The 14,161-nt window shown below is 41.6% G+C and carries 3 protein-coding genes; all 3 read right to left on the bottom strand.

The annotated features are described in order from the left end of the window. Positions 1 to 606 precede the first annotated feature (606 nt). The gene (locus N482_RS12900; protein ID WP_063377426.1) at positions 607 to 11,628 is read right to left on the bottom strand and encodes an FG-GAP-like repeat-containing protein; all 11,022 of its coding nucleotides are present in this window, start codon (positions 11,626 to 11,628) and stop codon (positions 607 to 609) included. After that, positions 11,625 to 13,055: a hypothetical protein gene (locus tag N482_RS12895; RefSeq protein WP_063377425.1), complete on the bottom strand. Its 1,431-nt coding sequence runs from the start codon at positions 13,053 to 13,055 to the stop codon at positions 11,625 to 11,627. Before N482_RS12895 ends, N482_RS12900 begins: the two co-directional genes overlap by 4 nt. 461 nt (positions 13,056 to 13,516) lie before the next feature. Further along, positions 13,517 to 14,161, bottom strand: a 645-nt coding sequence (locus N482_RS12890) for an SDR family oxidoreductase (RefSeq protein WP_063377424.1), incomplete at its 5' end; no start/stop codon positions are given.

Raw genomic sequence — 14,161 nt, 5'->3', positions numbered from 1 at the left:
GTGGTTTAGGCGACGCTTACCCTTTTTAATTGTTTCATTGTCATCCCTCTCAATTTGATACTTTGTATAACGCTTTATTAATTCAAATTTCGCAACTATAGAGTCAAAAGAGACTCTCGTTACCAAACGATAAGATACGCTCTAAGCGACCTCATACCCAACATGAGTCTCTTTTGGGCATATCCCTCCGAACATGTCTACCACCCACTATGGAGGCGGTTTAAGAATAACATTAAAAAAGCCCTAGCAAACGCCAGGGCTTTGAAGTGGGTATTTAATCGAGTTCATGCTCATTCGAATAACTTAGCTTCCTTAAAAATATCCGATGAGTCACAACGGATATTGTTATGTTTTTAAAGCTTATTCAGAAGTACTAATTTAAATCTGTTTACGGCAGAATGTAACCACTCCATATGTATATCATAGAAAATACAATAACAATGCTATAGAAGTTAGCTAATTTGGTCTTAAACTCGCGCAAGAACAGTGCCATGCACAACATAGATAAAGTTATGCATATCAATGTGGGAATCTTCCATGATAAATAAAAAGGCACAAAAGCAATTATAAGAAATAGAGTTCCTAGTATTTGATAAAACACTTTCATCACATACAACTCGCAACTGTAATTCGACACTGCTGGTACCCTAGTGCTGCCCCAACACCTGGGGCAATATTCATATTTGGACCTAGACCTATATTCATTGTTGAACTATCTCCTCTTGTAAAGTTAATTGCTCCAGAACCAAAAACACCTTTTCCACCTTCAGCAAAAAAGCCATCTGTTGTTACTGTGGTACCTTCCACTAGTTGTGGCGTCAGTGCAGGGTTTATATCAAACGCCAAGCCCCCCGAGACAGATGCGCCTAGCCCAATCCTTACACAGCTTACCTTAACAAGACATATATTTTTATTAACATCAACAGCAAAGTAAGCATGTTCAGATTGACCAGCGAAACCAGCCATATAACTTCCACCAACAGTGCCTCCGAGATGAGAATTTTTACCTCTAATAGCCAGTTCACCTGCTACATTTTTCGCATCAGTTATGCTTTCGCTAACTTTCTGAACAGACGTTTTGGTATCATCAAACAAGCTTTTAAGACTATCACCTGCTCTTTTCCACATATCTCCCCACTCTTTAAACATTCTACCTGGGGAGTTTTGAAGTTCATTAGTTACAAACTGTATTGCAGCAGTCATAGCACCATTGGCAAACTTTCCTCCTGTCAGCTTTGATATCGTACCACCAGCAACGGCCTGTAATACAACGCGTCCAGGAGAACCGCTGACTCCCATTTTACCAACACCTTTCATAATCCCTGCTGAGACAAATCCATGACCAAAATTACCGCCTTGAATATCAGAGAGCACACCTCCAGCCACAGCATGTATTCCCATTTGTGCTACAGGATTTGTCACATTAAATGCACTCATTGCTTTACCAATTCCGCCGAATACAGCGCCAGACAAGGCGCCATTTACCGCTCCTTTGAGTGTTCCTGTAGCGACAAGCCCTCCGGCAGCCCCAGCTATAGCTCCAGTTACTGCACCAGCAAAAATACTACCCGTAGTTGACAGTACTGTCGCTGTCATAGTGCCCGCAGTAATAGTTGTTGTCATTCCCATACTAGCGGCCCAACTTGCAGCCCAACCTGAAGCAGCTCCTGCTGTAAAATAAGTAACAACGGCAGCAGCAATTACTCGCCAATACTTTTTAACAAAACTACCAAGCTTTTTAAACAAATACCCACTCGGATCTGTATATGACAGCGGATTATTCAACACATACGAGTAAGCATTGTAATTCTGAAGATTCATAGGCGCCTGAACAAACGGATCGGCTTGCATAAAGCGACCGGTATTTGAATCATATAAACGCCCATTCATGTGAATAATACTGTTGTCGTTACCTAAACTAACTGGTTCATGACCTGTATAGGCACGTAAATTACTAGATACAGAGTCAAAAACTGTATAGGTCAACTCATCTGCATAATGAACTTTATCAGCATCACTTGGAGAAAGTGTACGCTGTTGACCAAATACATCATAAGCAAAGCGTTTGAGAAGCTTAAATTGACCATTAGTAATGGCCACTATTGAACCTTGGTGGTCCGTAAATAACCAGTTTGTCTGACCCAATCCTGAGCTGTAATACACCTGCTGAGCATCATTACCAATATAGCGTTTGATAGTCTTATCTCCGCTATTTGGTATAGTCAGTTCTAGTGCCCCCACATAGTAAATGGTCTTTTTATCTTCAACACGTTTATAACGTTTGTTGTTTGCATCATATGCAAAACGAATACTTTCAGTATTGCTGATAATATTGATAGCTTTATTTCGAGCACTATAATCAATGGTTCTATATGAAAGGCCATTTTTGAGCATTTGAACCTGATTGCCATTTGCATCATATTTAAATGATTCAAGATTAAAGTCTCCCATATCAGGTGGCAAAGGCGTTCCTATATTGCCACTGCTGGCTCCCATAGCATTTGATGGCGAGCCTAATGCTCTAAATCGTGATGTAATAGCATGTAGAAGGGCATCACCAACGCCATATGCTTGTTCCCAGCGATCTGTAATATAGACGCCAGCGTCTTTAAATAGTCCTTGGTTTGACAGACGATAATCAGCCTTAGAGATCAAATTACCTGATTTCGAGTACTTAAATAGATCAACATTATTAATACCTAGTACACGATTTAAACTATCATAGTGGAAATTTTGAGTACCCGAGAATTGATCTGCGCGTTTTATTAGATTACCCAAACTATCAAAACTGTAACTTTCAGACTGAATATAAGCATAATTTGATGTACTTGCTATAGACGTAACCATTCCTTTGCTGTCGTAGTCAACGGACATAGTAACATTACCTTTGTTGTAGCTTGTTACTAAGCCTCGAGTATTAACACCCAAAATTTCATAGTATGTTTGGCCTAATGCACCTTCTCGCGCTTCTGTCTTTTTCAGTACCTGCCCATTTTGGTACGTAAAAGCAACACCACGAGCATCTATATAGCGGCCTGTTTCAGCATTACGACGATAATCATCAAACTGGTAAGCAACTCTGCTGTACTTATCGTAAGCTGTTTGCTGTATCACACATAGGCTAGTCAATGGGTCAGCTAACTTCTTATCCGTAATTTGAAGATCATTACTACCGGTATCAAATTTAACAGCTGCACGACAGTTAGTACTCCCACCTAAATCGGTCAACGTTGCAACCGCACGACCAAACGAGTCATAGAAATAGTATTGCTGCCATTCTGAACCTTGACTGCTGTAGATAAGTTGATGAAGCTTTTCACCTTTAGCTGGGTCACCGTATTGCCAGATACTGTCACCTTCATTAACTGCGCTGCCTAAAGATGTATAGCTCACTCTAACTTTACGGCCAAATCCATCATACTCATTGGTAGATACCACACCCCTAGCATCAGTCTGTGTTTCTAGCTCTCCAAATGCATTATAAGTATATGTCCAACTCCCCCGATTTAAGTCCTCTTGAGAAGTTTTTCTGCCCAGCGCATCGTAACCTATTTTGATCAAGGCTTTATTAATGTTGCTTTCAGCTCCTGAGTAAAAAGCAACCTGTTCGCCCAGTGCGTTATAGTAAAACTTCAGTTCAGGTCCACCGTTATTCTGTTCAACTCTGCGTAAACCATAAATATTCTTAATCGACGTTTTAACTTGCTCCAGAATTCCAGAGCCAGTGATTTTTATTGTTGATGATAAGCCAGAAAAATTGGTTGACGTTACAGTACCGTTATTGAGATCTGTTACTTTTACTACACGGTCTAAAACGTCATATCCAGTAGTAACTGCTTTTGCTCCCGGCTCAGTAGTGTTTACAGTGCGACCGTATACATCAAAGGTAAGCTCGGTCGTTAGCCAGTTTCCTTTTACATCAATTTGCTTCGTACTATATGGTTTACCTAATCGATCAATAAACTGAACTTCTTGAAGTTTACCATTAACATATTTATTAGATTGTACTGAGCAGTTAGTACTAGGACACGACGACATGAAAGTATAAGATTGAGTTCCAGACAGGCTGTAACTACCAATTTTACTACCAAACGTATCATATAGGTGCTCAGTCACCACGCCATTCGCATCAACTGTCTGCAGCGGTAAACCAAATTCATTACGCTGATGCCCAGCAGCTGCAATTTTTGACGAAACTAGCACTTGGTTCGGAATAATGGAACTCCACTTTTTCGTGTAGTCCGCATGGCGGCCGCTATTGTCAAATACAGTTTCCGTAAACCTTGTTTCACGAGCAGAAATACCGCACCCACTATTTGTTGTGCCTACCTTAACTTTATTACCAACAGCATCATAAAAATGCTCAGTTGTCAGCTCATAATTACAACCTAGCCCCTTGCCCACTGTTTCAGTTTGTAGCATGAATGCATGTGCACTACCTCGAGGATAATAGGTAAATTCAGTATTTCGAATGATGGTGTCGTCAGCATCATTTTCTTTAACTGCTTTAGCAAAGTGGGTTACCGAAGTTGACTGCAAGCGGCCCAATCTTAGCATTTCAGTATCAGTACCATAATCATTACTTGTGGATACTAACTTTTCTGCTCCTGTAGCCCCATTTGCAATAAAGTTAGAAACGTCTGCAGTGGCCTTCTCATATGTCCCCACAACCATAGCCTTTATATTTCCGTAGCTATCTTGCTCAATGCTAGTATCTGTACAGCTATAGATACTAGCAGTAAGTTCTGAGTCAACTAAAGCGCTACACTCCCTGCTTCCGCTATTGTAAACTTGATAAGACTTAACTCCATTTAAATGAGTTGTACCTTTATTTTCATACTGATTAACAGCTCTGCTTAAAAGCGTTTCTGCACCTTCTATGCGCATACGCTTTTCAGTTGAATATGGCATACCTGTTAAAGGGAAAGCCTTATGATATCTGGTTGATGTGGTGAAGGTAGCTCCACCTTTTACCATCTCAGTCTGCAGTACCTTAAACCCAAGCATACCTCGACCACCAAACTGCATGCGTGCCCCTTGGTAGTGGTAATTAACTGAGTTGCGGAAGTTCTGGTCAGCACCTCTAGTACCTGGGCTATCAGTCTGTACAGTGCGTACTAATGGACTGGCACCTAACCCTTTGCTTACTTTAAGATTTTGGCCTTGGAAAAGCTCTGTATCCTCGGCTAGATTCTCTACAAGGTCAGAATAAACAGCACTGTCCGTCATTAATGCGTAGGTGATAGTGGTTTTGTTACCATAGCCTTGTGTAACATCTGTCATTAGACCTTCAGTCGCACTTTGCGACAAGTTGTAGTTCACTATGATGTTGTTGCTATCTTTGCGAATAATGTCTACCACACCATCATTGTCGTAGTCACTAAAGAACGCAAAATCACCTCGATCAGCATTAATATCTAAAAGGAAGGCAGAGTCGGTCACTTCGACAAATTGCTCATCCACAGGAGACCATTCTAACTGGTACCAGTTACTTGCTTTTTTCGCTTTAAAGAAAAGTTCAACACGACCATCTTTATCCAAATCTAAGCTCATTGGTCGAATGTTTTCATTCACAAGACCCTGATCAGTGCCGGCCGTTTTCGCTGTAATTAGATTAATAGTTCTAAATTGAGTTCGCTCACTGGATAAATTCAAAAGTGCACGCCAACGTTTTACATCGCTATTATAGCTGGCGGTTTCCAAATAAATCAGATCCACAAGGCCATCGCCATTTACATCGGCTGGCATCAGGTGTTCTATCTTACCAGCAACTGCAACGCTTTCTGCTGTGAATGCTTTAAAATCACCATTGCTCTGAAGACCTTGGTTATAATGAACTGAAATACGCTTTGCTTCATAGTCCCCACACTTACCAGATCTATCACATTGCAGCGCAACTATGTCAGCTAGGCCATCAAAGTTCATATCAAGCACAGCCCAATCGGTACCTTTTTGAGTAAAGTCACCAAAAGAGTTGAAAGATACGTCTATATCAAGCGTTTGCAATGCTCGCTTAGCACCAAATGACTCGTTTTGAGCATCCCAAACTTTCACATATAAAGTGGCATCATCACGCTTGTGCTTAAACACAAGATCGGCATAACCGTCTCCATTTAAGTCAGCAGGTTTAACCTCACGCATATATTCACTTGAGTACCAACCGCTAGGCATATTTATACTCGAAATTGAATTATTGTCACTCAAAGCAAAATGTGACCAGAAAGTCGCGAACCTGTCATCAACATGCTCGTTGCGCATATTAACCATAAGCGATTGTTTACCATCATTATCATGGTCAATTGCAAATACGGTCACGTTTTCTTCATTGTCGTATCGTCTAATTTCACGGCACGCCAAGCGCGTTGGATTCTGATAAGTGTTCCCTTGGTACAGACACAATTCATATTGGTTTGCGCCTACTCGTTCAAGCGTTGCTAATTCCGGCTGGCCGTCACCCTGCGTATCCACCAATGTCACTGCAGATATCTTGTTATCCCAATGACCTTTAGTGAATACAGTGCTGTGCGCTTGGAAGTCCAAGTTATTTGTGTTTGTAAATTGGTTGTATTCGAATGTAATCGGCTTGCGGCACACATTACCTCGACAATGACTGACGCTCTCTAGCAAGCGCACACCATTGGCTGCGGTTTTAAATCCAAGCTTGTAATTTGCTAATTCAGCCGAGTTATGATTTTTGACGATAATATTTTCAAGGCGAGCTCGCTGCGTCATTTTAGCTTGATCTACAAAAGCAACATTTCGCACTTCACCTACTGAATAATTAAGTTCAACACGATTTCCGCTGTATTCAATCGCACTCAGTACAACTTCTGATTGACCTAGCTCAGCTGCGCCTACTTTATTGGCATAATGATAAAAAATCGCGGTTTTTTCACTCTGGAGGTTATCCTCAACTTTGCTAAGCATCCAGCTCATGGTTTGCGTAGTACTGCTAGCATCTTTAATAGTTACACGGCTCTGAGCACTGTCACCATAATATTTAACCGAACCGTCCTTTGCGAGCACAACAAAGGAGTTATCGTTTCCACTCGCCAATTTGAATACAACTACTTGGCTATCAATTTCCGTCGTATATTCATCGACAATTGTGCCTGGGATACTTGCGTAAACATCTGTGTTGATAGTTGCTTTACGGATCAATCTCTGTCCATCTAGGCAATAACGATCCTCATCACTGAATGTAAGCCCTTTGAATTGACCATCTTGTGCCGGTGTTTGGCGACAACGAGAAACGCTAGAAGATGCAGCAAGGCTCCACCCTAATGCAACCATGCTATCAGGGCCCTGAGAGCCATAGTTTAATGCAACATCAGGTTGAACCCCTGCAATTCCAGCAGGCAATGCAATTGGTATACTGTAAGAAACAGAGCCACTTTCAGTTACTCTGAAGCTACCAACAGTCGGCTGTAGTTTAGCATGTGCAAGTAATACCTCAGAACTTGGCGCTTGTTTTGCGGCTTGCTCATTTGGCAGTTTAACGCTCACAGGTGAACCAGCCACACTACCCGACACTGTCACTCTTACACTGTCTGAGAAGTTGTTACTGCAGGCAGACGCTTGCATATGCTTCAAGGTTTCGGCTGTTACACAAGCCAATGCTTTGAATTGGTATGTCCCATTGTGGTACGTATCACTCAAAGTGGCTAATTTATCCGGGCTATTCGTTGCAGTAACCGTTGCTACTTTTTCGTAATCTAGTTCAGGTATTTTTTTCACATACAAGTGGTATTCGTCAACTAAGCCTTGGCCAGTAAAACTAAACTCCAATAACCCTGCATTACCCGAAACAGCAAGAGTTGGTGCAACTAGGCCATCACGCCCATCACCAGAATTCAAGCCTAACTCATCTTCCACGCGGTTGCTTATACCATCGTTATCACTGTCATAATCATAACTACAGTTATTGCTTAGTAGGCAGAAATTATAGAAATGATAAAGAAGCTGATAGGTTGCTGAACCATATTGTTGGTTTGCACTTGCCAACAGCGCACCAGCAATTTCAGCGCGCGTGAAACCATTATCTAACAAGGTAACCCAATAATCTTTACCGCCTGAACCATATTTATCTGTCGAGATAACATGATTTTCAGTTTGCTCGCTACCGAGTAGGTAATCAAATAAGGTGTCAATAAACGCCTGATTGGAAGCACTACTCAATTCGGGATCAGTATTTATCAGTGCATTTAATATCTCATTGTAAGGGTGACCATTGGCAAGCAAATAAGCCATAAAACTAATTTCTGCTTTTGTTGGTGACTTTTGTAGTAGCACCATCATAGCCTTCGTTAAACTTACTACCTCAGTAAAATCTTGATTTGGTTGCCATTGTAGTTGTTCCCACTCTGCAAGTTCAGCAGAGTATTTGTTAGCAAGCGCCCCAATATCCTGCCACTTAATCGAATTTTCATCGATCATTCGGCTTGTAATAACATGAAGCTCACCGTCTTGGGTTGTAACGTATATTTTTCCGGTGTCTGACACACTCGGCTGACTAACAATACCACCACTTCTTGGGAAGCTATAGTGCCACTGCACCATACCAGTTTGCGCATCTACTGAATAAAGCGCTTCATCCATTGAACCCACATACAAGTTATCATTTTGATCAAACTGTGCAGGTGCGCGTATTTCGCCTCTGGTTTGCAGGTGCCATTTTTTACGCACCACGCGGCCAGCTTCTGCAAGCGGATCGTGTATAGCACGATAAAATCTATGATTTAGCGAGCCAAAATAAATATCATCAACCAAACGATTAATACCATCTTCTGGCAGGGTTTTACTCTTAACAATTGGCTTTGCGACAACTTCATTGCTAAGTTCAGCTTCTGGCGCATATACCCAAGTTGGCGTTAAGCCATTTTGTGAGTCAATACTAAATGCTTCTAATCCGCGCTCTCCGCCCACATACATAAAGTTCTTTTTACTGACTGTATACTCTCTTCCGAGCAATTCAGGTCGATGTGTCGAATTACCAGTATCATCTAGAATAATTTTATTTGTTAAATTTTCCGCGCTTTGTGCGTCCAATATCCCATTTGTGATGGTTATTTCAGCACCGCCATTGAGAGTCGCTAAATACGCACGCTCATTAGTCAGGCCCGACAAAGTATTGCCTGTTAAAGTCAAATCACTCGCTTTAATAGCATAGGTCTCACCCGTTTTTCGGATCCTTAAAAAGAGCTCTGACTGCGTAGCGTGTAAACCAACGCCGGTCACCTCTACTTTAGCAGAGCCTGTTGGGCAATCAGATGTACCTGCGCACTGTGTAATTTTGGCACTGTCAGCATAAGGGGCGACATGTTCGATGGTCAACTGCTGACCGGCTTTACAAGTACCTTGACTATTACATGCTTCGATTTCGTAAGTAAATCGACCTGCTTTAGGTTGACTGATTGACTGCGTCAGCCCAGTTGTAATAGGCAACTCAGTTTGTGTTGAACTCGCTTTATCACTCGGTAACCCCGCCCAATAACGTACTCTGTAAGACTTTGTCACACCATCATTATTGTTTGCCCATTGCAGTGTATAGTTACCACTTGTTTGCGTAGCCGATGTCGTAAACATTGGGTCATGAGGTGTCATCTCACGATTTTCAACTATCTGTGTATTACTTCCTCTCAATCCTGAAACTGTCTGTGAACCATTGCTATTTATGCCATACGCTTCAAGTCTCAGTGTTTTACCATGATCGGCATACTTGGTTTGCAGAGTAAAACTAGTTGCCACCTGATTTACTTCAATTGAATTGTAATTCCCAATTGAGTAACTACTGCCATCAAGGGTCGCTGATACTTTTAAAGTTTTTGTATTGTTTAAATTGGTAAACCTAACGTTATACACGCCTTTTGCTGACGTTGGATCAATACTTATTCTTGGAGTAGAAGGGGTTAATGGTACTGGGTTGATAATTTGTACATCACCCAACACAGAAGTAACCTTTTGACCACCACGAGCCGTCGCAGTTACTGTTATTGCTGTTTGGCTATTTTCACCCGTTGCATTGGCAATTTGTGGAGTCCATGTCACATTAAAGCGCTTCGCTCCATTGGCATCTACACTTTTATCTAATGTCACCCCTGATGGGCCAATATTTGGAGAAATCACCACATTACTCTGTGATATCGAAGTATTAGAACTAGAGATAGTCAAAGAATCAAGGTGCGTTACATCTTTACTCAATGCAGACGCTAAAACAGAAAACGTAATTGGCTCATTGACCAAAAACTTAGTTTGAGAAGGCGGGGTAATTTGAATACCAAAATAGTTAGAATAATTAACATATACTGGCTTTGCGTCTGGATTTCCAAACGTATCTTCAGCATACACAAAATAGGTTACAAGACCTGGCTCACTAACATAGTGTTGAGGCTGCAAAGTATAAGAACACGAAGCATCATTTTTATTACACCTATATATTATTGAGCTACTACAGCCTCCCGGAACTGCAGTATGTTTGCCATTTACTGCACATATGTAGTATTCGTTTAAAGTCCCAGTCGTATTTGCTGTTAACGTAATTGCATCATTAACAAATGGTGACGTTGAACTCGCTGTAAAAGATACTACTTGCGGTGGCAAAACAGGAGTAACTTTAGTTGATACCGAGGCAATAGCACCTGCTTTATCCGTGACAGTAAATGCTATTTTATCAACATTACTGTCAATCGGTACTTGTGTATTTGAACATGAAATATAATTGCCTGAATTGTAGATGTTACAATTTGCATCAAATTCGGTCAGGGCATGCGTTGTATTACCTACCGTAATTTCTACTTTATCAAGTTGGTTGCCACTGTATCTGTCACTATCAATAGCCTTTATATTAAAGCTCAGTTGGCCACCTACAGGCACTGTTTTTTTCGTATCATGACCCGTAATTTCTTCATTACCTAACTTTACGGTTAAGCGCGGTGCGGTGTTAGTTTCAATAACATTTACAGTTACAGACTCCTCTACCTTTTGTCCCAAAGAGTCAACCGCTTTCATGGTAAAGTTATAAGTTTTAGGACGAAGCCAGTTTTTCCAGACCCAAATACCACACCTGTTTTCAACTTTGTCCCGTGCACAGTTAACTACACGAGGGTTTTGGCCACTGCGGATCTCTTTTACCTGATATGATGTCAGGTTCTTATTTGGATCTCTTACCGTAAAACCGACAAATAGGTGATTGTTACCCATAGTAAAACTAGAAGTTTTACTATGGGTTCTTGAAACAACAGTAGGAGCAACATTGTTAGAAACTTTAACTGTACGCACGCAGCTCCAACTTTGCCTACACCCCATACCCATGGCGCAAGTTGTAAAATATAACTTTGCTCGGTAATCACCAGCTTCATCAAACGGGTGTGAAAACGAAAAATCTAACTTTGTATGCCTTTCGTCATATACTACAGTAGTCCCTTTTGTTACAACAACGCTGACATAAGACTGCGCTGGGGGGCCAGGCATTGCTGCACCTGGCTTCCTAAAACCAATTGTATGGGTGCCAGTTAAAACTGATACATCGGACGTATCACAGTAGTTGTCCCAAGTGGCACTCGCTCGTGCACTAGGAAGTAAGCACGTAACAAATAGAAAAAAGCCTAATATTTGAAGTAACTTACTCATAGCTTTTCTCTCCATACTACCTCTAGAACTTGAATATTGCTTTGTGCCTTTTGTACATCAGTAGAGGGCTCATCACTAAACCATCGACCCACTGCTTGCACCATAGACGAGCTTCGAGCTGGCGTATTCGAAGATGGCACGTTCACCCCAATGACATCTTTACCATCTTGAATCACAAACTGTTGCTGATTGTTGTTCCCTTGATCGACTATCACAGCTGGTGTCGTCAATACGGACTCATTGATAACCCCTTTTAGGGTAAAGGTTCTGAGCACATTCTTTAGATTGTTCGGATCTAATACTTCCACTGTACCGTTACGGTGGAAAACGTACACTCCAGCCTGAACATCTGCTTGAGACGAAGTAAAGCTGCTAAATGCACTAAATACTCCGGCTGATTTCGGAGTTTCTTTAACGACAACAGGGCTCGCAATTAGGTTACTATTTTTTTCTGAAGTACAGCTATGTTGAGCACCGTCTATAAGACGGGTTTTACACGCCATCCCCGTATTATCACGCATACTAATTGAATAGAGTAAGTATTCACCATCAACAACTGGTGCGTTATTTACCACTCCACGCAACTTAATGGACCAACTTTGCTGCCACTCTGGCTGTGCAGAGCCCACTTTTGGAGCATAACGAAGTATCTGGCCATCATGTGTAGCAAAGTAAATACTGTCGTTATGCTCGAGGATTGTTTTCTCAATAATGTCGAGTTCTGAGTGATAAAACGGCTGCGCATATTGCCCTTTATTACCCAACTTTAAGGTAGGATTTACAGGTTTGGTTGCTACCTGTAATGTTCTGGATACTGATGTGCCATCAAACCCATAAGCCGTCAATCTAAATTGTGCCAGACCACCAATAATACTTGCGATGCTGCCTTGACTCGGGTTGAGCCCAGTTTGACTGTACCTGTGAACGCCATTTTCAAATCGTGATAAGGTCACACTAGATGCACCGTCAACTTGCCAGCCAACCACGACACGCTTTCTATCATCAGTTTGAGGGTTGTCGCTGTATAGCGCTTTGATTACTAAGTCTTGGGTAAGTGTACGATTCGTAGGTGTCCCTGCAGAGCACCCATATTGATGACACGCCAATACACGATAAGGGCCAGCAATATTAGCTGGGACTTGAAAATGAGTAGCACCGTGACGCTCACTTAGGCTAACCCAATTACCATCTTTTAAATATTGAACTTTATAGTAAGAAGCAGTGTCTGAAGGTGTCCAAGCCAACTTGGTTCCTGCACTATCGGGCTTTATCGATAAGTACGCCACATTGTTTGGTTTCACCTCAATTGGTATAAAAATGGTAATTCCCCCCACCACAATGGGGGCATAGGCTTGTTGAAATTCACTTGCAACCGCACTTCGAGCGGTCAAAGCAATCATAAACACAATCCAGATTCGGGCCAGCATGCGCATCTCTTTGTAAATTAAAATGTTTTGAAACAGGTACTAAAAAATTGGCCGAAAATTATACTTCAATGCTGTTTTTCGTACAATCCACATTAGTGATTCTTTGTAAATCAACGAATAAAAAATGATAAAAGTCAGTAATGAACAGATAAAAATATTTTTTTGGTACTAAAGGACAATAAAAATATTCAACTCTTTTATAGTTGATTGCATGATGTGTAAGGGCGCCGCTGCAGGCACTGTTTCATTATTATCTCGCAAAGCATCAAGTACAAAAAGTCAGCTGTGATAATTACACTAACTAAGGTGTTTTAACTAACCAGCTTTAACCGAGTTTTACGTATTTCAATATCGCATTCGCGTTGTTGAGCTAGAGCATAGTCCTAGCCCATTATCGAGTAATAAAATGCACACGCTAAACTGTATGCAGTCAATAAGATTAGGTGTGTTTAACGCCGTGGTTACTTACCACCAGCTAAATCAATAAATGTTCCTGTAGCATATGATGCTTCGCTGCTTAATAACCACACAATGGCATTTGCGACTTCTTGAGCAGTTCCCCCGCGCTTTAGCGGCAATAACTCAGCAACCCTATTAACTCTATCTGGTTCACCACCGTCAGCATGAATATCAGTGTAAATACATCCAGGACGTACACAGTTTACACGTATTCCCTCTGGCGCGAGCTCCAAGGACAAGCCTTTGGTAAAACTATCAATCGCCCCTTTTGCAGCAGCGTAATCAACATACTCGTTTGCCCCACCCAAATAAGAAGCCGCAGAGGACACATTCACAATCGCACAACCTGTGGGCTGATTTGCTCCACGCATATGCTTTATTGCCTCTCTCGCACAAACAAAATATGGCGTCACATTTTGTGTCAGCATCCAATTTATACGTTCGGCGCTCATTTCTTCAACCCGCATTTGCGTTTGCAATACGCCTGCATTATTCACTAAATGAGTCACTAACCCCAAGCGAGATTTGATAGCACCGAACATTTCAACAACCAGCTGTTCATTGCTAATGTCCGCTTGAAACAGCTCTGCCTTGCCACCCGCTGTTAGGATCTCACTATGGACTTGCTCTGCTGCTTGATGGTTGGA

Source organism: Pseudoalteromonas luteoviolacea NCIMB 1942 (assembly GCF_001625595.1).
Lineage (GTDB): Bacteria > Pseudomonadota > Gammaproteobacteria > Enterobacterales > Alteromonadaceae > Pseudoalteromonas > Pseudoalteromonas luteoviolacea_A.
The sequence above is the reverse complement of the archived record's forward strand: the minus strand, read 5'-3'. Positions and strand labels throughout refer to the sequence as shown.

What these genes read in the sequence shown, in the direction of transcription:
- N482_RS12900 (WP_063377426.1), bottom strand. Translation starts at nt 11,628, where the DNA reads ATGAGTAAGTTACTTCAAATATTAGGCTTTTTTCTATTTGTTACGTGC.
- N482_RS12895 (WP_063377425.1), bottom strand. Translation starts at nt 13,055, where the DNA reads ATGCTGGCCCGAATCTGGATTGTGTTTATGATTGCTTTGACCGCTCGA.